At 49.2% G+C, this 23357-nt stretch carries 21 protein-coding genes and 1 tRNA gene; 5 read left to right on the plus strand and 17 right to left on the minus strand.

Annotation, left to right across the window (positions count from 1 at the left end; all coding sequences use genetic code 11):
- Positions 1-165: 165 nt before the first annotated feature.
- The 4 genes from C234_RS0107055 to C234_RS0107070 all read right to left on the minus strand — a co-directional run bounded on the left by C234_RS0107055 (position 166) and on the right by C234_RS0107070 (position 2719).
- A tRNA-Phe gene (locus tag C234_RS0107055) sits at positions 166-238 on the minus strand.
- Positions 239-369: 131 nt separating this feature from the next.
- Positions 370-762 (minus strand): HIT family protein, encoded by a 393-nt coding sequence (locus C234_RS0107060; protein ID WP_027325178.1) that lies wholly within the window; start codon positions 760-762, stop codon positions 370-372.
- A gap of 52 nt (positions 763-814) precedes the next feature.
- A complete protein-coding gene (gene greA, locus C234_RS0107065) occupies positions 815-1279 on the minus strand; it encodes a transcription elongation factor GreA (protein ID WP_027325179.1) in 465 nt (154 codons plus the stop codon).
- A gap of 288 nt (positions 1280-1567) precedes the next feature.
- Complete coding sequence (locus tag C234_RS0107070; protein ID WP_027325180.1) at positions 1568-2719, minus strand: DUF4369 domain-containing protein; 1152 nt, start codon at positions 2717-2719, stop codon at positions 1568-1570.
- Between the two features lie 195 nt (positions 2720-2914).
- Here C234_RS0107070 and pnp point away from each other — a divergent pair, with 195 nt between their 5' ends.
- Positions 2915-5041, plus strand: coding sequence for a polyribonucleotide nucleotidyltransferase (gene pnp, locus C234_RS0107075; protein WP_027325181.1), 2127 nt, complete (start codon positions 2915-2917; stop codon positions 5039-5041).
- A 251-nt stretch (positions 5042-5292) separates the two neighbouring features.
- On the opposite strand, the gene C234_RS17880 is transcribed toward pnp, so the two are convergent.
- Positions 5293-5478, minus strand: a complete 186-nt coding sequence (locus C234_RS17880; protein ID WP_027325182.1) for a hypothetical protein — start codon at positions 5476-5478, stop codon at positions 5293-5295.
- Between the two features lie 376 nt (positions 5479-5854).
- On the opposite strand from C234_RS17880, the gene C234_RS0107085 reads away from it, so the two are divergent.
- The gene (locus C234_RS0107085; RefSeq protein WP_027325183.1) at positions 5855-8467 is read left to right on the plus strand and encodes a TonB-dependent receptor; all 2613 of its coding nucleotides are present in this window, start codon (positions 5855-5857) and stop codon (positions 8465-8467) included.
- On the opposite strand, the gene C234_RS17400 is transcribed toward C234_RS0107085, so the two are convergent.
- The 4 genes from C234_RS17400 to C234_RS0107105 all read right to left on the minus strand — a co-directional run bounded on the left by C234_RS17400 (position 8455) and on the right by C234_RS0107105 (position 11916).
- A complete protein-coding gene (locus C234_RS17400) occupies positions 8455-8676 on the minus strand; it encodes a hypothetical protein (RefSeq protein ID WP_034537157.1) in 222 nt (73 codons plus the stop codon). The two genes, C234_RS0107085 and C234_RS17400, sit on opposite strands and share 13 nt — an antisense overlap.
- 453 nt (positions 8677-9129) lie before the next feature.
- Positions 9130-9870, minus strand: a complete 741-nt coding sequence (locus C234_RS0107095) for a CPBP family intramembrane glutamic endopeptidase (RefSeq protein ID WP_027325185.1) — start codon at positions 9868-9870, stop codon at positions 9130-9132.
- A 15-nt stretch (positions 9871-9885) separates the two neighbouring features.
- Positions 9886-10947 carry a butyrate kinase gene (gene buk / locus C234_RS0107100; RefSeq protein WP_027325186.1) on the minus strand — a complete coding sequence of 354 codons (1062 nt, stop codon included), beginning with the start codon at positions 10945-10947 and terminating at the stop codon, positions 9886-9888.
- A gap of 36 nt (positions 10948-10983) precedes the next feature.
- A complete protein-coding gene (locus C234_RS0107105; protein ID WP_027325187.1) occupies positions 10984-11916 on the minus strand; it encodes a phosphate acyltransferase in 933 nt (310 codons plus the stop codon).
- A gap of 187 nt (positions 11917-12103) precedes the next feature.
- Here C234_RS0107105 and C234_RS16070 point away from each other — a divergent pair, with 187 nt between their 5' ends.
- From C234_RS16070 to C234_RS0107125, 3 genes are all read left to right on the plus strand, one after another.
- Positions 12104-13054 (plus strand): S66 peptidase family protein, encoded by a 951-nt coding sequence (locus tag C234_RS16070; RefSeq protein ID WP_051290191.1) that lies wholly within the window; start codon positions 12104-12106, stop codon positions 13052-13054.
- Between the two features lie 463 nt (positions 13055-13517).
- Positions 13518-14513: a M20 family metallopeptidase gene (locus C234_RS0107120; protein ID WP_027325189.1), complete on the plus strand. Its 996-nt coding sequence runs from the start codon at positions 13518-13520 to the stop codon at positions 14511-14513.
- Positions 14514-14561: 48 nt separating this feature from the next.
- Positions 14562-14993: a SufE family protein gene (locus C234_RS0107125; protein ID WP_027325190.1), complete on the plus strand. Its 432-nt coding sequence runs from the start codon at positions 14562-14564 to the stop codon at positions 14991-14993.
- A gap of 251 nt (positions 14994-15244) precedes the next feature.
- Here the strand turns inward: C234_RS0107125 and C234_RS0107130 are convergent, their stop codons facing one another.
- The 8 genes from C234_RS0107130 to C234_RS16075 all read right to left on the minus strand — a co-directional run bounded on the left by C234_RS0107130 (position 15245) and on the right by C234_RS16075 (position 23285).
- Positions 15245-15457 carry a helix-turn-helix domain-containing protein gene (locus C234_RS0107130; protein WP_021645203.1) on the minus strand — a complete coding sequence of 71 codons (213 nt, stop codon included), beginning with the start codon at positions 15455-15457 and terminating at the stop codon, positions 15245-15247.
- A gap of 54 nt (positions 15458-15511) precedes the next feature.
- Positions 15512-15658: a hypothetical protein gene (locus C234_RS17405; RefSeq protein WP_154656398.1), complete on the minus strand. Its 147-nt coding sequence runs from the start codon at positions 15656-15658 to the stop codon at positions 15512-15514.
- 22 nt (positions 15659-15680) lie between these two features.
- Entirely contained in the window at positions 15681-16337 is a 657-nt protein-coding gene (locus C234_RS0107140; RefSeq protein WP_027325191.1) for a DUF2975 domain-containing protein, read from the minus strand.
- 12 nt (positions 16338-16349) lie between these two features.
- Entirely contained in the window at positions 16350-17153 is an 804-nt protein-coding gene (locus C234_RS0107145) for a CPBP family intramembrane glutamic endopeptidase (protein WP_027325192.1), read from the minus strand.
- Positions 17154-17709: 556 nt separating this feature from the next.
- On the minus strand, positions 17710-18672 hold the full coding sequence (gene ribF, locus C234_RS0107155; RefSeq protein ID WP_027325193.1) for a riboflavin biosynthesis protein RibF: 963 nt from the start codon (positions 18670-18672) through the stop codon (positions 17710-17712).
- Between the two features lie 4 nt (positions 18673-18676).
- Positions 18677-19309, minus strand: coding sequence for an HAD family hydrolase (locus C234_RS0107160; protein ID WP_027325194.1), 633 nt, complete (start codon positions 19307-19309; stop codon positions 18677-18679).
- On the minus strand, positions 19299-22010 hold the full coding sequence (locus C234_RS0107165; protein WP_027325195.1) for a calcium-translocating P-type ATPase, PMCA-type: 2712 nt from the start codon (positions 22008-22010) through the stop codon (positions 19299-19301). The genes C234_RS0107160 and C234_RS0107165 overlap by 11 nt, the downstream gene beginning before the upstream one ends.
- 60 nt (positions 22011-22070) lie before the next feature.
- Positions 22071-23285, minus strand: coding sequence for a sensor histidine kinase (locus tag C234_RS16075; protein WP_081688135.1), 1215 nt, complete (start codon positions 23283-23285; stop codon positions 22071-22073).
- Positions 23286-23357 lie beyond the last annotated feature (72 nt).

The raw sequence follows: 23357 nt of genomic DNA on the forward strand, positions 1-23357 counted from the left end.
TTTTTCATGGGGCAAAGATAAAAAATCCATGGAATCTTAATATGTTAAATCCCCAAAAATAGAAACTGAGCCCCTAATCCTACTTATTTTGCCTATTCTTGAAAAAGAAAAATCCCCGAATTTCTTCGAAATTCAAGGATTTACATCGTTTTGCCTTCTTCAAAGTGGTGCCACCAGGAATCGAACCGGGGACACAAGGATTTTCAGTCCTTTGCTCTACCAACTGAGCTATGGCACCTTTTTGTTTGCGGGTGCAAAGATAGGGATATTTTCTAATAATGCAATGAATATTCTAAAAAAAGTAGCAGAATGTATATGGAAAATTTAATAAGACTTTGGATATACATTCTGCTTATTTATTATCATGGTTTATAGGGAGGAGTTGATAGCTTGTGCTATCGATCTGAATTCTTCATCAGACAGTTTTAGTTTCGGGTTTGAAAACAGCATATCCGATTCTTGCCGGATAGGGATCAGGTGGATATGTGCATGAGGTACTTCCAGTCCGATAACCGCTTCTCCTACTTTCTTGCAGGGAAACGCTTTCTTAATGGCTGTTGCTATTCGTTTTGCGAATACATGCATTTCAGCCAAGTCTTCATCGGTTAAATCGAATATATAGTCGACCTCTTGTTTGGGAATTACCAAAGTATGTCCTTTGACTAAGGGGTTGATATCGAGAAAAGCAAAGAACTTCTCGTTTTCAGCTACTTTGTAGCAAGGAATTTCACCTGCGATGATTCTACTGAATATTGTTGCCATAACTTTTCACGGATAAAATAAGGCAAGCCTCGAACAGAGACCTGCCTTTGTGTTAAAATGAGATGTTTACTACTTCCAATGAGATTTTTCCTTGCGGAACTGTGATTTCGGCAATCTCACCCACTTTCTTGCCAAGCAGACCTTGAGCGATCGGAGTGTTCACGGAAATCTTTCCTTCTTTCAGGTTGGCTTCGCTTTCGGAAACAATGGTATAGACCATCTTCATGCCATTTTTTACATTTCTCATCTCTACTTTGTTCAAAATCTGCACAGAATCCGTGTTTATTTTTGACTCATCGATGATTTTTGCATCGGCAATGGTCGCCTTCAGATTGTTGATACGCATTTCAAGCATGCCTTGCGCTTCTTTTGCTGCATCGTATTCTGCATTTTCAGACAAATCTCCTTTGTCTCTCGCTTCAGCTATCGCTGCGGAAATCTTCGGGCGTTCCACTGTTTCCAGTTCTTTCAGTTCCGCCAACAGATTTTTGTACCCTTCTTCTGACATATAAGCCATGATATTTTCCTCCTATTTAATAGTTATAATTTTAAAAAAGCACATATAAACAAAAAAGAATTCCAACATTCATCATGCTGGAACCCTCTTTTCTAATTTATCTGTTTGCAAAGATAGCTCTTTTACGAATACGTGTCAAGCATAAAAACGATGCTGTGTAACATATTTCTAAAAGATACCTATCCGATTAGCAACTTGGGAGGCCTGTTTTCGGGCTTTTCCAATGCTGTTATTTTTTCGAGTGTGGAGCAACTTCGGCTTTGAACATTAGCTTAGAAATGCTTTCTCCTAAAGCAATGATTTGACAGCTGCTTCCAAATCTTTAATATTTTCACCGCGGAGCTTCAATTCGTTGTTCCGGTTGATAAGGAATACGGCAGGTACTTGGCGGATATTGTAAATAGAAACATTGGTAGAATAAACTCCGTTTCCGTCGCGTACGCAAATCCAGGGGAGGTTATCTGCCGAAGTTTTCCAGAAATGTTCGTCGGCGTCCAAAGAAATCTGATAAATCTCCAGTCCTTCCGAAGCGTACTTATTATATAGTTCGCGTAACATGAGGTTGTGAGGAGCTCCTGCCGGCGATTGGAAGACCGAAAAATCGAGAAGAACTACCTTCCCTTTGAGTTCGCTCAATTTGCGTATATTGCCTTTAACATCGCGCAACGCAATATCTATAATCCCGGTTTCCACAATCTTGTCTTTCGGAATCTCCAACGGTTTGACTTGCGGCCGGCGGGTATTCTTCATTCCCTTAATCACAATGTTATAAAGATTCTTGGAGCGTGTGGCATGAGGGAAAGAATTGTTCAGGCTGGTAGCTACCGCACCGAAGCATTTTACGTCTTCTTTGTTGTTCAGAGGGTCGAATATCAAGTAGTCGTTGAGCTTTTGGAACAGCGCGAAATAAGCCGCCGATGTGTTGGGTGCGGCAAAGATATAATTCACTTTCACGTCTTGTTTGTAATTGTCGAGCAAAGCGGTGAGACTGTCTTCGAAAGCGTCGTGCCTGATCTTATTGTTCTGCAACGCTTGTAAAAGTTGGTCTACATCTTTTTGCAGACGAATCTGCTTCAACGTAAGCTCTTTGATTTTCCGGTTGTTTTCCGATCCTTCTACCGTATAGGCTGTGGAGAAGTCTACGTAAGGTGCGTTTATGCGGATTGTTTCGGTAGAGTCGATAGAAAAATGGATAATTTTGTCTTCCACTCGCAACCGGTAGAACTCCGGCGATTCGGGACGTGGCTGTTTGAAACTGAAAGATCCGTTTCCTTTCAGCTTTGTCGAGTCGAGGGGAACAACTCCTTCCAATCCCGAGCTTTCGAGATAAATCATTTTTCCGTCAGCCCCTGTTACCTCTCCATTCACTTGGAATGCAGGACCTGAACTACAGGCTGTGATGGTCATTGCGGCAATTACCGCAGAAGTAAATTTTTTCATATCGTATGTCTTATTTACAAGCTGCAAATATACTTCTTTTCGAGATTACTCAAAGCTTTTTAGCCCGTTCTTCGGCCTTATTTTGAAAAAAAACACATGCTTATTAACTTTTTGGCTCATTTCCACACCATTACAATGAATAAATATATATCTTTGCAAGAATTTTGAAAGAAAAGTATTGATAAAACAATTTTTATGATTAACCCAATTGTTAAGACGATCGAGCTGGCAGATGGAAGAACCATCACGCTCGAGACGGGAAAGTTGGCAAAACAGGCAGACGGTTCTGTGATGCTACGCATGGGAAATACCATGTTGTTGGCTACTGTTTGTGCCGCCAAAGATGCAGTTCCCGGAACCGATTTCATGCCTTTGCAGGTAGAGTATAAAGAAAAATTTGCGGCTTTCGGCCGTTTCCCCGGTGGTTTCACCAAAAGAGAGGGCAGAGCTTCCGATTATGAGATTCTGACTTGCCGTCTTGTAGACCGCGCTCTCCGTCCTTTATTCCCCGACAATTATCATGCAGAAGTATATGTAAATATCGTTCTCTTCTCGGCAGACGGCGTGGACATGCCGGACGCTTTGGCCGGACTGGCGGCTTCTGCGGCCCTTTCCGTATCCGATATTCCGTTCAACGGCCCGATTTCGGAGGTGCGTGTGGCGCGTATCGACGGTCAGTTTGTCATTAACCCGACTTTCGCTCAATTGGAACAGGCCGATATGGACTTGATGGTTGCCGCTACCTATGAGAACATCATGATGGTGGAAGGCGAGATGAACGAAGTTTCGGAGGCAGATCTGCTGGAGGCTATGAAAGTGGCTCATGAAGCGATTAAGGTTCACTGTAAAGTACAGATGGAATTGACGGAAGCTGTCGGCAAGACGGTGAAACGCGAATATTGCCACGAAGTGAACGGCGAAGACCTTCGCAAAGCTGTACGCGAGGCTTGCTACGATAAGGCATACGCCATCGCCGCTTCGGGAAACAAGAACAAGCATGAACGCCAGGAAGCTTTTGAAGCCGTATGCGAAGAATTCAAAGTACAGTTCAGCGAAGAGGAGTTGGAAGAAAAGGCTCCTCTGATCGACCGTTATTATCATGATGTGGAAAAAGATGCCATGCGCCGCAGCATCCTCGACGAAGGCAAGCGTCTGGATGGACGCAAAACTACCGAAATCCGTCCCATCTGGTGCGAAGTAGGCTCTTTGCCCGGTCCTCACGGTTCGGCTATCTTTACTCGCGGCGAAACACAGTCGCTGACTTCCGTTACTTTGGGTACGAAGTTGGACGAGAAAATCATCGACGATGTATTGGTGCACGGCAAAGAACGCTTCCTGCTGCACTATAACTTCCCTCCTTACTCTACCGGCGAGGCAAGACCGCAACGCGGAGTAGGCCGTCGTGAAATCGGTCACGGTCATTTGGCTTGGCGTGCGTTGAAGGGACAAATTCCTGCCGAATACCCGTACGTGGTACGTGTGGTTTCCGACATTCTCGAATCTAACGGGTCGTCTTCCATGGCTACGGTTTGTGCCGGCACGCTGGCACTGATGGACGCCGGTGTGCAGATTAAGAAACCCGTATCGGGCATTGCGATGGGATTGATCAAGAATGCGGGCGAAGAGAAGTATGCCGTATTGTCCGACATTTTGGGCGATGAAGACCACTTGGGCGATATGGACTTCAAGGTTACCGGAACAAGAGACGGTATCACCGCCACTCAAATGGACATCAAGGTCGACGGATTGTCGTACGAAATTCTGGAACGCGCCTTGAATCAGGCAAGAGAAGGGCGTATGCACATCCTTGACAAGATTACCGAGACGATTGCCGAGCCGCGTGCCGAACTGAAACCGCATGCGCCGCGCATCGAGACCATGATTATTCCGAAAGAATTTATCGGTGCTGTGATCGGTCCCGGCGGAAAAATCATCCAAGGCATGCAAGAAGATACCGGAGCGGTTATCACCATCGAAGAAATTGCCGGTGTGGGACGTATCGAAATCTCAGGGACCAACAAGCAAAGTATTGACAGTGCGATGCGCATGATCAAGGCCATTGTCGCAGTTCCCGAGGTGGGCGAAGTATACCAAGGCAAGGTTCGTTCCATTATGCCTTACGGTGCGTTCATCGAGTTCTTGCCGGGCAAGGACGGGTTGCTGCACATTTCCGAAATCGACTGGAAACGTCTGGAAACAGTGGAAGAAGCCGGAATTAAAGAAGGAGACGATATTGAAGTGAAGCTTATCGATATCGACCCGAAGACCGGTAAGTTTAAACTTTCCAGAAAGGTGTTGCTCCCCAGACCGGAAAAGAAGTAAGCGTAACCAACATTTTCAAATAACCAATGAGGGTGTGTCAAAACAAAAATGATCATCCCGAAAAGTTATAGATTGTAACTACCAAACTTAAAAGAGCCGTATTGAACTCTGTTTCGAGTAATGATACGGCTCTTTCTCTTGCTTTTTAGGATGCTCAAGTTTCAGATTAAAAGTTCTTCTTTGGTTTAATTTAGTTTTGACACATTTACATTTGTTTTTGTTGTAACGACCTGCCTTTTGTCGCTTCATCCTCAAATGCTTCTCGCCGTTCCGCTCCGTTCAGGCCGGATGCAATAAGAATGTCCGATTCCTTTGGCTGCGATTGGAAGTCCGCCACACCGTATTCGGGCGAATATCCACCGGTTTCTTCCGCTGAGGGCCTTGTCCGTTTTCTCTTCTACATTCTCCGCTCTCTTCCTGAGATGTTGTTGTTTCACCGGTTCTGAATGAACTTTAGTGCGTCATTCTAAAAACTCTCTTTCTGAGATGCGGTTACTTCGCCCAAAGAGTTTTCCGGCAACGCTGCCGCTGAACCGATACTCTCTCTATCTCCGGCTTCTTTCCATCTGTGCAGCGAGATATTCTTCGTTGCTTTTAAGTTGCTGAGATAAAACCTTTTCTCCTTTACCTATTTATAGGTATGTCCCCTGAAGGCATCCTACCTATCTATTGCTATTTTGCCTTTCTTCCTTTAAATAGGTGATATGATACTATTTATCCCTTCGTTAAAAAAATTATTTTTGCACCCGCAAACTGAAAAGATGTTTTGAACGAGAACCATTCTTATAGAAAAACAACTTATTATAACGAAAGATGAAACGATTTGTTTTAGCAACACTGATGGCTTTTCTGGCCATGTCTTTCTTGCGTGCGGAAGATGCTGATAAGAAAGTAAAGACCGATGCCAATATCATCGGACATGTCATTGAGGTTTCTACGGGCGATCATGTCCCCGGAGTGAGTATTTTCCTGAAAGGGACAACCATCGGTACCGTTTCCGACAATACGGGACATTTCCGCCTGATGGATCTGCCGTTGGGCAAGAAAACGGTTGTGATGAAAGCTGTCGGCTACAAGACACAAGAGCAGGAAGTCGTTCTCAAAAAAGGGGTTACGATCGAGTTGAATTTCAATATTGAGGAGGATGTGGCTGCGCTCGATGCGGTAGTTGTTTCCGCCAACCGCAACGAAACCACCCGCCGTCTGGCTCCTACATTGGTGAACGTAATCGATACGAAGATGTTCACCTGCGCCAATGCCAACAATCTTGCGCAGGGAATCGTCTTCCAACCGGGCGTGCGTGTGGAGAACAACTGCCAGAACTGCGGCTTCAACCAAGTGCGCATCAACGGTATGGACGGACGCTATACACAGATTCTTATCGACTCTCGCCCCATCATGAGCGCCCTTGCCGGCGTGTACGGATTGGAACAGATTCCCACCAATATGATCGAACGCGTGGAGGTGGTGCGCGGAGGCGGTTCTGCGCTGTTCGGTTCGTCGGCCATTGCGGGGGTGCTGAATATCATCACCAAAGAACCGGCAAAGAACTCTTTCACCGTGAACGAGTCTCTCGGGTTTACAGGCATGAAAGCCATTGATAACAATTTGTCTTTCAACGGGTCTATCATAAGCGACGACCAGAGAGCCGGAGCCATGTTCTTCGGGCAGATGCGTTACCGCAACCCTTGGGACAAGAACGATGACGGGTTCTCCGAAATCGGTAAAATAGACTCGCGTTCGGTAGGGGCGCATGCTTTCTTGCGTACGTCCGATTACAGCAGGCTGACGGCAGAGGTGCACAGCATACAGGAGTTTCGCCGCGGCGGCGACCATGTGAAAGACGAATGGCCCGCACATGTGGCGGCTGTGGCCGAACAGATAGACCATAGCATCTATAGCGGCAACCTGAAATACGATCTGCGTTCTGCCGATTCGAAACATCATTTCCAAGCTTACGCCTCGGCACAGCTGATAAACCGTAAGAGCTATTACGGCGGAATCGGCGAGCTGGAAGCCGACGGCAAACGGTTGGGCATATTGGGAAGCCCTGTGCCCCACGATATGTACGGCGATAATTACGGATTTACCAAAGGGCGTACGTATATGGGCGGCGCGCAATATTCGTACAACTTCGACAAGCTTCTCTTCATGCCCGCCCAACTGCTGGTGGGAGCCGAATACACCCGCGACAAACTGAGCGACAATATGCCTATCCGCAGCTGGTATCCGGCAGTGGATGCCGACGGCAAACCCATCAAAGACGGCAATAAACTTATTCCGCTGTATCCGGAGCTGGATCAACGCATCAACAACTGGAGCCAGTTTGCACAGCTCGAGTGGAAGAACAACCGCTGGAGCGTGTTGCTAGGTGTGCGCGTGGACGAACACTCCGAAGTGGACGATGCCATCGTAAGCCCCCGCGCCACGTTGCGTTTCAACCCGATAGAAGACATCAATCTCCGCGCCACTTATGCGAAAGGCTTCCGTGCCCCGCAAGTGTTCGATGAAGATTTGCACGTGGGCGTAGTGGGCGGAGAGGCCCAGAAGGTAGAGAACCGGAAAGGTTTGAATCCGGAGATAAGCCACGCCTTCAGCTTGAGCGCGGATATGTACCACCGCTTCGGAGAGGTGCAGGCAAACCTTCTGGTAGAAGGTTTCTATACCCGCTTGAAAGACGTGTTCACTTTGCAGGAACAAGGCGCAAAGGGTGACGGAATCAAACGCTACACTCGTGTCAACGGAAGCGGGGCCAAGATATTCGGCGCCAACATCGAAGGGAAACTGGCATTCCGCCGCGTTCAGTTGCAAGCGGGAATTACGCTGACCTCCAACAAATACGACGATGCGCAGGAATGGGGAGAACGTACAGCGCTTACCGACGGCACAGAGCCTAAGGCCGACGGATCGAACTTCAAGAAGATTGCCGACGGAGAAGACAGAGGCAAGTTCGAAAACGAGGCTCAGGCAGACAGAGCCATCACGCGCACGCCGGATACGTACGGATACTTTACGTTCGGGTGGAACCCGGTACGTCCCCTGAACATCGCCCTTACCGGAACATTCACCGGAAAGATGAAAACCCCTCATGCCATCGAATGGGGAGTAGGCGCTGCCGAAACCGATATCGCAGCCATCAAAGCGGGCAAGCGTACAGCCGGATTCAACGACGGAACGGGCGACGATGCCGCCGCTCCCCGTTGGGACGAACTGGTCACCACGCCTTCATTCTTCGATCTGGGCGCGAAAGTATCTTACGATTTCCGTGTCACACAAGCCACAGCGCTTCAGTTGTATGTCGGAATGAGCAATATCTTCAATTCCTTCCAGAAGGATTTCGACCGTGGAGCCAGCCGCGACAGCGGATACATCTACGGTCCCACTCAACCGCGCTCATTCTACGTAGGTTGCCGTTACAGTTTCTGATGAACGGAGCCGTCCGGCGGGCGCAACGCTTTCCCGCCGGAGTGTGAGAAGAAGACCAAACAAGGCAGGGCATAGCGAACAATCGACAGATTCGCCATGCCCTGCTTCGTTTCGTTCGGCGGGAGTGTTTGCCGATGCCGGCAAGCGTGGTCCGCCCATGAAAAGAGAATCGGGAAGTACCCCCATACTTCCCGATTCGAAATAGTCAATAATCGACCTTAATCAATTTATTAACTTAACAAACACCCTGCAAATATATGAGAAAAAATGAATGAAAAGATGTTTTTGCCCGAAAAGTTTCCGCAGAAAGGCATTACTGCCTGCTACGTGAAAGGAATGCGGGGGCGGTTGCACAGCCTGTTCCTCCTGCGCGCCCCGCGTGCCGTTGCGTCAGGTTCGTTTTCGGATGGCATTCCGGCGCATGCTTTTCCTTGTGGTCTTTCGTCTGGTGGAAACGTCAGATTATGGTTGTCTTGTTTTAAAATAGGTTCGACCGCAAACTTCCCTTATTGTTTTCCAAGAGTTTCATCGAAGAGAAACAAAAGTTTCCCACTGGGGAAACTTTATTTTCCCAAGCGGGAAACTTTTGTTTCCCCAGTGGGAAAATAACCATTTTATTTATAGTTACCGGCATAAGGATATATACATCGTCAATCCCGCATCTATAATGCAAAGAATATGAAATACATCATTGCGAAATTGAAGCCCGAATGGGCAAGCACAGCACCCCATATCGAACAGGAATACCATTTGCAGCAAGAGAACACGATGCAGGAGCAGAACATGGATGTTGTCCAAACGAATGCCGGAAGCGGCAGGAACATCCGGATACCGCCGATATACACTATTCCGAAATGGGCGATGTGGGTTATTGCAAAAGCCAGAGAGTCGAATACGGCGGCTTTCTTCTCTCCAAACCGTTTCACAAAGCTGCCGTGAATAATTCCTCTATACAACAGCTCTTCCCCGATGGGGCTGAAAATCATGCCGGGAATGGCGGCCAACCAAAAGTATAATATCCTGTCTTGCCCCGGAATAGAGGTTCCGTAATTGCCGCTTCCGATGTATACGAATGCGTTATCGGTTGTTTTTCCGAACAATAACAGGAACAAACCGAATAGCACGGCACAGCAACAGCATCCTGCAATGAAAGCGGAAACGAGGCGTACGGAATGATCGGGACGCTTCATGCCGATGTATCGCCTTCCTTCTTTGGTCAGAAATATGAGTGGGGTGAACCACATGATCAGAAAAAGGAAGGCAACGGCGGCATAGCTCTTTGTGACGTAAGATTGCAGAACGATGAAAAAACGGGGGATTCCGAACAATAGAATCAGAAACAGACCGAACTTCCAATCGTATCGGAAGAAAGGTCTCCACCCTTTTCTTAGAATCCCGTTCATCCCGCCACGTTCCGTTTATTTATAGGTCTGTATGGGAAGCTCTCCTTTCAATGCGCCGATGGCATTCATCGCCAGCGCTTCCATCTCGTCTTCGCCGGGATAGACCGCCACCGGAGCCAGGAACGAGATGCGCTCTTTCAAGCGGCTGATGACATACTCCGAATAGGCGATGCCGCCTGTGAGCAGAATGGCGTCGACTTTGCCGTAAAGCGCGGTAGCCGCGCCTCCGATGGTTTTGGCAATGTTGTAAATCATGGCGTCTATCACCAGCTCCGCTTTCTTGTCGCCCGCTTCGATGGCTTTCACAATGGCGGCCACGTCGGTCGTGCCTAAGTGAGCGGCCAACCCCGCGTGTCCGGCAATGCGCTTTTTCAGTTCGTCTTTCGTGAACTTCCCGCTGAAGCAAAGGTCGATGAGCTGCCCTGCCGGAAGCGTTCCTGCCCGTTCGGGCGAGAAAGGTCCTTCGCCGTCGAGGGCGTTGTTGGCATCGATGGCCTTCCCGTGGCGATGAGCCGCTACGGAAATGCCTCCGCCCAAATGACAGATGACGAGATTAAGCTTTTCGTACGTGGTGCCCTGCTCTTTGGCGTAGCGGCGGGCAATGGCCTTTTGGTTCAACGCGTGCCAGATGGTGATGCGGGGCAATAGCGGCGAACCCGTCAGCCGGGCACGTTCGTCCAGTTCGTCCACCACTCCCGGATCGGCGATGAAGGCGGGACAACCGGGAAGCGAAGCGGCGAGCTCGTCGGCAATCAGTCCTCCCAGATTGCAGGCGTGCGTCCGCATGGCATGCTTCGTATCTTCTTTCAACACATCGTTTACCCGGTACACTCCGCCGGGTATCGGCTTCACCAAGCCGCCGCGTCCGATGACGGCATCGAACTCGAAAGGGATGCCGTTCTTTTCGAGTTCCTGCAAAACGAGCGACTTGCGGAATTCAAACTGGTCGATCACTTCGGGGAAGCGCGAAAGTTCCTCTATCGTGTGACGGATGTTGCTCACTAAAACCGGATTTTGATCTTCGTATACGGCTATTTTCGTCGAGGTGGAGCCGGGGTTGATGGCCAGAATCTTCATAATGCGTAAATGACGGGTTAGTATGAACGGTTGGGGTTATTTCTTTTTCTCGCATTCGCAACTTGCCGCTTGCAGGCACGCCATGGCGATGCTGTTGTACTTCGACAGTCCTGAATCGCTGCGCGAAGTGACTACTACCGGGCAGACAGGGCCTTGCAGTATCCCCGCCATCTCGGCTTTGGCAAACAGCGATACGGATTTGTAGAACGTATTGCCCGATTCGATGTTCGGGAAGATCAGCACGTCCGCTTGTCCGTTGATGGGCGACGCGATGCCTTTGATGTCTCCGCTGGCTTGTTCGCACGAAGTGCGCACGTCGAGAGGCCCGTCGATGATAACGTTTCCGAACTCGCCCGCTTCCGCCAGTTCGACAATGTTCACATAGTCCAGCGAGTTGGGGAATTTGGCGCTTACCTTTTCGGTGAAGTGGATAAGCGAAACGCGCGGCTGCTCGATTCCGAAATGCCGGCAGGTGCAGATGGCATACCATATCATCTCGATGCGCTGTTGCAGCGTGGGGCGCGGAATCACCGCCGCGTCGGAGAAGAAAAGCAGTTTGTGGTAAGAGGGAATTTCCATCACCGCCAGATGAGTCAGTATCTTGCCTTTGGGAAGAATCCCTTTCTCCTTGTCGAGTATGGCATGCAGCAGGTTGTCTGTATTGATGAGGCCCTTCATCAGGATGTCCGCCCCGCCTTCGCGAACGATGCGCACGGCTTCTCGCGCGGCTTCGTCGGGGTCTTCTATATGAATGGTTTTTACGTATTGGGGATATTTCTTGAGCGTGGCAAACCTGTCGGTTACCGATGAGTCGCCTACCATGATCAACTCAGCAAATCCTTCTTCCAAGGCGCGCGATACGGCGTATTCGGTATGGGAGTCGTTGGCGCAAACCACAACGATGCGCTGCCTGCGATTTTGCTTTTTTAAGTGTTCCGTTAGCTGGGCAAAATTTCGAATGGGTTCCATAACGTTAGATTTTTAGCAAATATCTAAAAAATGATTGAGATAATCACGATGAAAACTCGAAAAAATGCGTGTGTTTGATAACTTTTTGTTAGAGTTCGTCGTTTTGCCTCGTGAATATGCAGGGAGAACCGTTTTTTCGTGTATTTTTGCAAGAAGTATTTTCCCTTCTAAAAAAACAAGATTGAGTATGGATATGCTGTTTCCTCCTTTTTTAGAGAAAGGAGACAAGGTGATGATTGTTTCGCCGTCGAGCAAAATAGACAACCGGTTTTTGAAAGGAGCCAAGAAGCGGCTGGAGTCGTGGGGACTGAAGGTGCTGATGGGGAAGCATGCCGGAGGAGACTCCGGGAGGTATGCCGGAAATGTCCGTCAACGCCTGAGGGACTTTCAGCGGGCTATGGACGATCCGAAGGTGAAGGCGGTGTTTTGCAGCAGGGGAGGTTACGGAGCCGTGCATCTGATCGACAAGATCGACTTCACGGCTTTCCGTCAATCTCCGAAATGGCTGATCGGATTCAGCGACATCACTGCGTTGCACAATCTGTTTCAAGCCAACGGATACGCTTCGCTGCATGCGCTCATGGCGCGTCACCTTGCCGTTGAGCCGGAGGATGACCCCTGCGCCCTGCATTTGAAGCATATTTTGTTCGGCGAACTTCCCTTATATACTTGCGAGAAGCATCGCCTGAACAGGAAGGGCACGGCAAGAGGAGTGCTGCGCGGAGGAAACATGGCGGTGGCTTACGGGCTTCGCGGCACTCCGTACGACATTCCCGCCGAAGGAACGGTGCTGTTTCTCGAAGACATCGGCGAACGTCCCCATGCCGTGGAGCGGATGATGTATAACCTGAAACTGGGGGGAGTGCTCGAGAAACTCTCGGGGCTGATTATCGGTCAGTTTACCGAGTACGAAGAAGACCGTTCGCTGGGTAAAGAGCTGTATGCAGCGTTGGCGGATTTGGTGAAAGAATACGATTATCCCGTCTGCTTCGGCTTTCCGGTGGGGCACGTCACCCGTAACTTCCCGCTTGTCAACGGCGCCGATGTGGAATTTACGGTCGGCAGGCAAGGAGTGGAGTTGAAGTTTGTCGGCGATGAAAGCCGTAATGAGGAAGTGATTGGCGCCATTGCTCGTTGAAACATTACAGGGTTTCACAGCCTGCGGAGCGTTCCCTTTCATGGCGTAATGCAGTCTGCCCGTTGAAATACTGTGTGTTCCCATGGCCTGCGGAGCGTTTTCTTTCATGGCGTAGTGCAGTCTTCCCGTTGAAACATTGTAGCGTTTTATTTCCGGGTAAAGCTGTGAGGAAAAGGTCGATGGTTCCTTGTTTGTTGAGGCGCAGTTGCTGTTTATTGTTAATAAAACACTCCGTTCGAGCGATGCTTTGACGAAAATCGCTAAATTTGAAGTCTTAACAGAAAAAACAGAGGCTCCGAACAGATGTAGTGAGTTTCCTAACGGATGCAGTGGAGCCTCCGAACGAGTGAAACAGAGCCTTCAAACAGATGAAACAGAGCCTCTGAATAAACGAAACAGAAGCTCTGAACAGCTGAAACAGAGCCTCTGAATAATTCCAAAGTATTAACACAAAAATATGAAAATGAATAAGATGTTTATCATGTCCTTGCTGAGTTCTTTCTTGTTCCTGTCAGCATTCTCGTGCGGAGGAGGAACGAAGACGGGCGCTGCGGATAAGGCAAACGGAGAGACGGCGGTCAGCGTCCCCCTGTTCGATGCGGATAGCGCCTATTTGTATATAAAGAGTCAGGTGGATTTCGGTCCGCGTGTGCCCAATACCAAAGGGCATGTGGCTTGCGGCAACTATCTGGCCGGCCGGCTGGAGAAGTTTGGCGCGCAAGTAACCAACCAATACGCCGACCTGATTGCTTACGACGGCACTCTGCTGAAGGCGCGCAACATCATCGGTTCTTACAAGCCCGAGACTAAAAAGCGAATCGCGCTCTTTGCCCATTGGGATACACGCCCTTGGGCGGATAACGATCCCGACGAGAAGCATCACCGCACTCCTATTCTGGGAGCGAACGACGGCGCGAGCGGGGTGGGGGTTTTACTCGAAATTGCCCGTCTCATCAATCAGAACCAACCGGAGCTGGGGATCGACATTATCTTTCTGGATGCCGAAGACTATGGAGCTCCGCAATTCTACGAAGGAGAGCACCGCGAGGATGCTTGGTGCCTCGGAGCGCAATATTGGGCACGCAATCCGCACGTACAGGGATATAACGCCCGTTTCGGAATCCTGCTCGACATGGTGGGCGGTGAAGGAAGTGTTTTCCTGAAAGAGGGCTACTCCGAGCATTTCGCCGCCGATATAAACAAGAAGGTGTGGAAAGCTGCCAAAAGGCTGGGCTACGGCAAAACGTTTGTCAACGAGCAGGGAGGCTCCGTCACCGACGACCATTTGTTCGTCAACCGCTTGGCGCGCATCAAAACCGTCGATATTGTTCCCTACCATCCCGAAGGAAGTTTCACCCCCACATGGCATACCGTGAACGACACGATGGAGCATATCGATAAGAACACGCTGAAGGCAGTGGGGCAGACTGTGCTTGAGGTTATTTACAACGAGAAATAAGGAGTGGCGGAATGCCATACATTAATATATGAAAACGTTAGATTAGCAATGACGATTAATGAATTACAGGATGAAGTGATTGCGGAGTTCAGCGACTTCGACGATTGGATGGACCGCTACCAGTTGCTTATCGATTTGGGAAACGAGCAAGAACCGCTGGAAGATAAGTATAAGACCGGGCAAAACCTGATTGAGGGTTGCCAGAGCCGGGTATGGCTTCAGGCCGATGAGGTGGACGGTAAGATAGTGTTCAAGGCAGAAAGCGATGCCCTGATCGTTAAGGGTATCATAGCGTTGCTCATTAAAGTGCTTTCGGGCCATACGCCCGATGAAATCCTGAACGCCGATCTTTACTTTATCGATAAAATCGGACTGAAAGAACATCTTTCGCCCACCCGTAGCAACGGTCTGCTCTCGATGGTGAAGCAGATACGCATGTATGCGTTGGCGTTCAAGGCAAAAGGGGGCGCAGCCAAATAGATACCGGCCGCACTGCCTTTATCCCCTTTGCATCGCTTATGAATGAGGCTGAAACAAGAGGCTGTTATGCTTTAAAAGAAATCCCGCCAATGGCGAGATTACTTTTTTCCGAATATTCTTTCGGGAAGCGTAGTGATTTGCGCACAGTTCCCGATAAGGTTTTTAGCGGTGATTTTGCGCTCTATAAACAACCTTGTAGCCACCCCTTTCTTTCACTCATCCTTTGTTTGCGGTCGCTTCGTCCGGCGTTCTCAAGGTTTCTCCTCACGGTATTCCAGAATGTCTCCGGGCTGGCAATCCAGCTCTTTGCAGATGGCTTCGAGGGTGGAGAAACGGATGGCTTTGGCTTTCCCCGTTTTTAGTATGGATAGATTGGCGGGAGTAATATCGATTCTCTCCGCCAATTCGCCCAGCGAAATCTTTCGCCGCGCCATCATTATGTCAAGGTTTACTATTATAGCCATAAACTCTTTTTTTACTTTTTTACTTACTGCGTCCGGGCACTTCCTGCCGGCATGTCATCGTTCGTCTACTGCTCCGTCGCGTACGACATCCTTGTCTTCTGTATCTTTCCTGCCGGCATGACATCGTTCGTTTGCTGCGTCCGCGCTTTTGTTCGGTTCGTCGGTGCAGTTTGCCGGACAGAGACGTATCGCTACCGACACGGAGTTCCTTCTCCGGTGTGCGTCAAATGGTAAGCTCCTGCTCTTCCTTTATCTTCAGTCCGATCGAAAAACTCTCCGCCACTACGAGGCAGGCGAGTCCCAACAGCAAGTCGGTCAGCTCGATGGCATAAGGAGTGATTATGTATTTGTCGAGTGCGAGAATCTCTTTCAGATCCCGGTAGTTGGCAATCTGCGGAATGAGGTAGCACGCGAAAGAGACAATGAGCAGCCCTCCCAGCCACCGCAACCGGCGCACGTTCTTCCATTCGAAAATCTGCGAGCGGTTGATGTCCAGAATGAGCAGGATGAAGAATATTAACGCGGCAATGCCCGATGCGATGCCGATTAACGAACAACAGGCGTTTACTATCACGTAGGGGTAGCTTATGCCTTTCCCCACGCGAACCGCCATCTGGGTGTGAAGGACTGGCAAACTCTCCCCGCTTTTGGCGTTGATGATGCTGTCCGGTTTCCATACGGCAGTGGAGGGAATCAGGTCTACGATGCGTAAATCTCCCGCGAATACTGCTTCTTTGCTTTGCTCCGGAATGTCCCGTCTTTCTTTTGCGATGCTTATTCCGGCATGTATGCCCATCCCGAATATGTATCCTTTGGTGTACAACGAAGCTCCCAAAGTGATAAATATCAGTATGCAAAGAATGTTGAGTCTCTTTTTCATCGTTATCAAGTTTTAGTTGGTTGGTTCCGTTTCTTGCCTCCACGGGTATGCCACGCTTGTCCGGCGCATGCGTAAGAGCGTGCCTGCCAGTATGACGGCCGCTGCCGAAACAATGATGAAGTATGTGGAAGTGCCGGCAATGTCGCCCAGACTTTCCGCTTCGGGGTATCGGGCCATGAGGTAAACCGACAAGGAGTTGTTGACGATGTGCATCAGTATGCAGGGAATCAGGCTGGCTGTCTTGTAATACGTCCACGCCAGCAAAGCGCCCAATAGAAATGCGGGAAGCATCTGCGCGGGGTTGAGGTGGAACACGGCGAACAGCAGTGAGGAGATGAGGATGGCTTTCGTGGGGCTGTATTGTTTAAGCAGGGCTTTCAGTACGGCTCCTCTGAACACCAGCTCTTCTACCGTGGGGCCTATGATGGCGATGGCAAGAATGCCTCCCCATCCGGATGAAAGAATGTCGAAAGCTTGCTCCATGATGTTGGGAATGCCTTTCATCAATTCGGTAATAGCCGTTACAACCACTCCGCACGACAGAATAGCCAGTACGCTGAGCCCGAGGTAAGAAACCGACACAGGCGACCATGTGCTTCTCTCTTTGCTGATGTAACCCGCTTTCCATAGATAAAGCGCCATCAAGAACTGCCCTGCCAGTTGCGCCGGAATCAGAATCGTTTGCATGATGGCCGCCTGACTTACCGGCTGTGAAGTGCTCAGCAGGTAGAATATATATGGAATAACGATTACGAGAGGCGCCACGATTTGCGCCAGAAGAAAGTTTATCAAAACGATTTTAATGGCTGTTTTCATACTTTTTTGCTGATTTTCTACATTTAGGTTTGTTCGCTCCCGGTCTTGCTCATGTCACGCGCTTGTGACATGACTGCATATAAACATGGCAACCATGGAAATCAATATGACCAATATCGATACGCTCATCAATGCTTTTTTCATAATGCGTTGCTTTTATAATTGTTGTTACTTAAAGGAATTATTATTGTTTATCGGTGGTTATTTATCGTTTATCGATATGCAAAGGTAGCGTTTATGTTTTAAGATCCAAGCGATAAACGATATTTTTTTATTGTTTATCGATAAATGCGCATACAGGTTCGGCTTCTCCGCCGATTGAAAGAGTGGTTATCGTTTGAAAATAAGACAGGCAAAAAGCCGAAAGCAATTGTTCCGGTCCGGTTAAAAGAGTGGTTATCATTTGAAAATGGATATGTGGAAAGTTGTGTCGATATAGCTTTCACTCTTCTGTGTCGACCGGAGAGACCGGCAGTACGATCAGGTAGAAAGTTATCCCAATACGGTCTCTACGTTGTAGGCGTACGTCTGAATAAAAAACCGGCAGCGTAGAAAGTTATCCCAATATGGCTTCCACCTCTTCGGCGTCCTTATGGAGCCGGGCGATAAGCTCGTCGATGGTGTCGAACTTCAGTTCGGGACGCGTACGCTTGACGAACGTCAGCCGGATGGACTTGTCGTAAATATCGGAATAAAAATGAAGAATATTCACCTCGATGGTGCGATGAGGCCCGTTGCCGATGGTGGGACGTACGCCTATGTTCAGCATTCCTTTGTACCTTTTCCCGTCGAAATCTACCCATACGGCATACACTCCGTCGGCAGGAACCAGCTTGTCGGGGTTGTCTACGCTCAGGTTGGCGGTGGGAAAGCCGATTTTTCTTCCTATCCGGTAGCCGCCTACCACTATTCCGTTCATGAAATATTGGTATCCCAGACTGCGTGCTGCCGTATCTACTTCGCCTTGCCGCAAAAGATTCCGGATGAGCGAGGAACTTACCGGCGTCTCACCGCCGGGCGACGCTTGTCTGCAACTGTCCGAACCGATATCCGCGGTGCAGGCAGAGGCTTGTATCACATCCATACCGATGGCTTTTCCGTAACGTACATAGTCGTCGAACCCGTCTCTGCGGTCGCGTCCGAAGCGGTGGTCGTATCCTATGACGAGGCATTCCACCCGGAAGCGTTCTTTCAGTATGTGCGTCATAAACTCTTCGGCGGTGAGGCTTGCCACTTCGGGCGTGAAGTCGAGCATCAGGCAATAATCCACTCCGGTTTCGCTCAACAGGCTTGTCCTTTCTTCGGGAGTGTTCAACAGCTCCGGGCGGTAATCGCTCTGCATCACCTTGCGGGGATGAATCGGAAAGGTGATCAGTGCGGAGCGCAATCCTCTGCTTGCCGCTATCTCTCTCACCTGCCTGATAAGGTAACGGTGTCCTGTGTGTACTCCGTCGAAGAAACCGATGGTCGCCACACAAGGTTCGGGAGGAAAAGCCGATATGTCGTTTATGACTTGCATGTTCTTATATTCTTTTTTGTTCGGGGAACAGGTGGCTCCAGTTTTCTCCGGCTTGCGGAGTATAGGTCGATATGCCCAGCTCCTGAGCCATCCGGCAGTTCTCTTTCGAATCGTCGATGAAGAGCGTTTCCTTCGGGTCGATGCCCGCATCCTCGATAACCGCTTTGAAAATACCGGCTTCGGGCTTTGCCATTTTCATCTCGAATGAGAGATATATTTTTTCGAAATAGTCTTTCGCCTGAAAGGCGCGATAGGGGAAAGCGTGCTGACACGCCCATTCCCAATGTATCTCGTTCGTATTGCTGAGCAGGTAGACTACATATTTCTCGCGGAGCTTCAGCAGCAAGTCGAGCTTATAAGTAGGTATGTCTACCAGGAAGCTGTTCCATGCTTCGTCTATCTGCTCGTCCGTCAGTTTTTTGCCTGTCATTTCGCGAACGCCTTCCCGAAATTCGGCGGGAGTGATCAATCCTTTTTCGTATTGCAGGAAGAGTCCCTGCTGGTGATAAATGTTGAGCATGTCTTCTACGTGCTCGAACCCCAGTTTTTTAAAGTTGTCAATGCATCGTTGGCGGTCAAGATCAATCAGTACGCCGCCGAAATCGATAAGAAGGTTTTTAATTCCTTTACTTTTCATTTTTATTTGTTTGTCTAAATGATATACGTTGAATGAGGCGGATGAGTTCTCCTACCCATAACACCATGGAAGAAACGCCCGCCACCCAGAGCCATGTTTGCCAACTGAGCGGTACGGTGCGGAATACAGCTCCGCCGAACTGCACGATTAAGAATTGTCCGATCAGGATAATGAGTACGACCAACTCCATGCCGTACGACTTGGAAAGCCCCTTGAATGCTGAGTCGGAAGTACCGAACACGCATACGTTGAAGAGGTTCCAGAATTGAAGCATCACGAAGAAAGTGAAGAAAACCGTGAGCCGGTAGATGGTCATTCCCTGGTCGCTGTAAGTGAAATGGTAAATCATGCCCAGCAGCACGATGAGGAAAAGAGTTCCCACTCCTATGATATAGTTGCGCATGGGGCGTGTGATGATGAAGTCGCTGCTCCGGCGGGGCTTTTCGCGCATTACCTTCTCGCTGGGAGGAATCGAAGCCAGTGCCAGAGCGGCGAAGGTGTCCATGATCAGGTTCACCCACAGCATTTGCGTAACGGTGAGCGGAAGTTCCGTACCGATGACGGATCCGAGCAAGACAATCAGCAGGGCGACAAAGTTGATGGTCAGCTGGAAAACGATGAACCGCTGGATGTTCTTATAGAGCGAACGTCCCCACATTACTGCCGTTCCGATGCTGTTGAACGAATCGTCGAGCAGGGTGATGTCGCTCGCTTCTTTCGCTACCGAAGTTCCCGTACCCATAGAGAGCCCCACCTGGGCATGGTTCAAAGCGGGCGCGTCGTTCGTTCCGTCGCCTGTTACGGCTACCACCGCCCCGTTTTGCTGGAGCAGCTGCACCAACCGCTGTTTGTCCGTAGGCCGTGCGCGCGACATGATTTTGATGTCTTTCACCCGTTCCAGCGCCTCTTTGTCGCTCAGCTCCGCAAACCGGATGCCGGTAATCGAGTTGTTTTCGTTGTCCGTCTCCGGATCCCAAAGCCCTATTTGCCGGGCAATTTCCCTTGCCGTGCCGGGAGTGTCGCCGGTTACGATCTTGATTCCGATACCCGCTGACCGGCATTTGTGTACCGCTGCCGAAACATCCGGACGGATAGGGTCGGAGATGGCCACTATCCCTAAGAAACTTAGGTCGCCTCCCGATGAAAGGGCAGCGCAGTCGTCGGGTTCGTTCTCGTCTACTATTTTGAACGCGAATCCAAGTGTCCGCATCGCCATATTCTGATACTCTTGCAATTGCTTTTCTATCGTCGAACGGTATTCCGACACCTCTACCCGCTTCCCGTTCAATACCACATCTTTGCATTTGTCGAGCACGATTTCGGGAGCTCCTTTCATATAGAACACTTTTTCCCCCAGCAGCGGCGAGTCGGCCAGTGTCGCCATGAATTTCCGTTCGGTGGAGAAAGTCAATTGGTCGATGATGCGGGATTCTTCGCGAAGTTCGAGGTAATTGCGTCCCTGCCGGTGGAGCCAGAGCAGCAAAGCCACCTCCGTCGGGTTTCCCACGCCTTTAGGCTTCCATTGTCCTTCGGTTTCTTCCAAAAAGGCGGTGGAGTTCGCGCTGATTCCTTCGGCGATGAGGTTGCTCACCTCATCGTTATCGACCAGTTTCCCGGTAGCCCCCAGCGCATAGAACCCCGGTTCGTACACCTGCATCTGGTTTTGAGTCAGCGTGCCTGTCTTGTCGGTACAGATCACCGTGATGGCTCCCATCGTTTCGCAAGCGTGCATCTTTCTCACCAGATTGTTGGTAGACAGCATGCGGCGCATGTTCAGAGCCAGACTGAGGGTGACGCTCATCGGCAAGCCTTCGGGCACAGCCACTACAATCAGCGTAACCGCCATCATGAAGTAGTTGAGGGTTCGTTCCAAAACCGGCAACCAGTCGTGCCAACCGTTCAGTGCGGCGAAGTCGTAGTGAAGCAATACGTCTTTGATGAAGAAGGTGAGGAAAGACAGTAAGGCGACGGTGAAACCGATCTTCCCGATCAGATTCGCCAGCCTTGTGAGCTGTATGTTCAACGGAGTCTGTTCCAGCGGCTGTTCCGTACTCTGGCGGGCCACTTTGCCTATCTCGGTGGCGTCCCCCACGTGGGTCACGCGCATCGTTCCGTGTCCGTCTACTACGGTAGTGCCGCGCATCACTAAATTGGAGGCGTAAGTCGCTTCTTTATCGAAGTTTTCTTCGATGATGGTTTTCGAGGTAACCGGTTCGCCGGTGAGGTTCGACTCGTTCACTTGCATGGAGATGGCCTCCAGCAACTCTCCGTCGGCGGGAATCTCCTCGCCCGTTTCCAAAATGACGATATCGCCCGTCACAATGTCTTTGCGCGGCACTTCCTGTATCCGTCCGCTGCGTATCACTTTCACGGGAGTCTCTTCGTTGACCGCATTCAGCAGGTCGAACTTTTTATTGGCGTCGTATTCGAAGAAGAAACCGATGCCCGTAGCCAGCAGGATGGCAGCTATGATTCCGATGGTTTCGGCGTATTCATTTTCTATCAAGGAGATGATCAACGACAGTACGGCTGCTATCAGCAAGACGCGCACAATCGGGTCTTCGAACTTTTCAAGATAAAGCTTCCAAAGAGAAGGACGCTTGGGGGGTGTCAGCAGGTTTATACCATTTTCTCTCCTGCTTCGCAGGACTTCATTCTCTGTAAGACCTAAATGATAATAATCCTCTTTTTTTGCACTCATGCAGATACATGCGTTTAGTTAGGAATGCAAAAGTACAATATTAAATTGTGATATAGCTTTTTAATTAAAACTTTTTAGGAAGTTACTCCTTTCTGTTAAATCGCAATCCGGACAGAGAGGCAAGGTGAACCAGAATGTCGACCCTTTCCCTATTTCCGATTCGACTCCAATCCTGCCTCCCAGTTTGTTGATGATGCCTTTGGATATGGCCAGCCCCAGTCCCGTACCGTTTTTCTCCTCTTTGTTCAGTTTTACAAACCGTTCGAATATATCTTGAAGTCTGTCTTGGGGAATTCCCGAACCGGTGTCGCTCACGTAGAAGTAAAGCTCATTCTCTTTCGCTTGATAGCCTATGCGGATATTTCCCGACTCGGTGAATTTTATGGCATTCGCTATAAAGTTGGACAACACTTGAATAAGCCGGTTCTGATCGGTCTTTATCAGGCACGCCGATAGCCCGAGTTCGGTAATGATTTCTATTTTATTGTTTTTTTCAGTGTGGGCTATTCTCATTTGAAAGAGTTGGCGCAAGTCGGAAAGCAATTGGTTGATGTCTATATTCGTATAAGTGAAATCGATGGTTCCGGCTTCTATCTTTGAAAGGTCGAGAATGTCGTTGACCAGTTGCAGCAAGAGGTCGGCATTCATTTTGATGATTTCTTTATACTGTGTTTTTTCTTCTTCGACATTTGTGTAGCTCAATATCTCGGAGAATCCTGTAATGGCATTGATCGGTGTACGGATTTCATGACTCATATTGGCAAGAAAGGCGGATTTCGACAAATTGGCTTTTTCTGCTTTTTCTTTCGCTATTTTGAGTTCTTCCTCAGTTCTTTTTTGCTTGGTTACGTCATGAACAGTGATTACCATGTTTTCTTCTCCGTCGAGCAACAGGTATGTGCCCGATATGACGGTGTTGCATGTTGTTTCTTGATTGCCGTTTAGCTTTATCTCTACGGTAGCTTCGAGATCGGAAAAGCTCTTTTTCTCTTCGAACGCTTTGAGGGTAGTCTGGCGTATGGGGCAGGAGGCGCAGAAAGGGTGTGTTCCGCAGCCGCTTTTGGATGATAGGGCGTTCCGGCATTGCAGCAGATCGCCTACTTTTTTCACTTCTTGTGTCTTTAGCGTGCCTGTTCGCTCGTAATAGTTGGTATGGAGAACTGTAAGCTCTTTGTTTACCAGCAAGATAAAAGCGTGTATGTTTTTAAAGATAGCGTTGTTGATGTGATTGGCGCTTTTCAGTTTGTTTGATTCCAAGGCTAACGCTTGCTGTATTTGTCGTTTTCGTTTTATTTCGAACAACATGCCTGTTAATAGAATAACAGACAAAGTGACAGCTATAATTTG

Source organism: Bacteroides pyogenes DSM 20611 = JCM 6294, assembly GCF_000428105.1.
In the GTDB taxonomy this organism is placed as follows: domain Bacteria; phylum Bacteroidota; class Bacteroidia; order Bacteroidales; family Bacteroidaceae; genus Bacteroides; species Bacteroides pyogenes.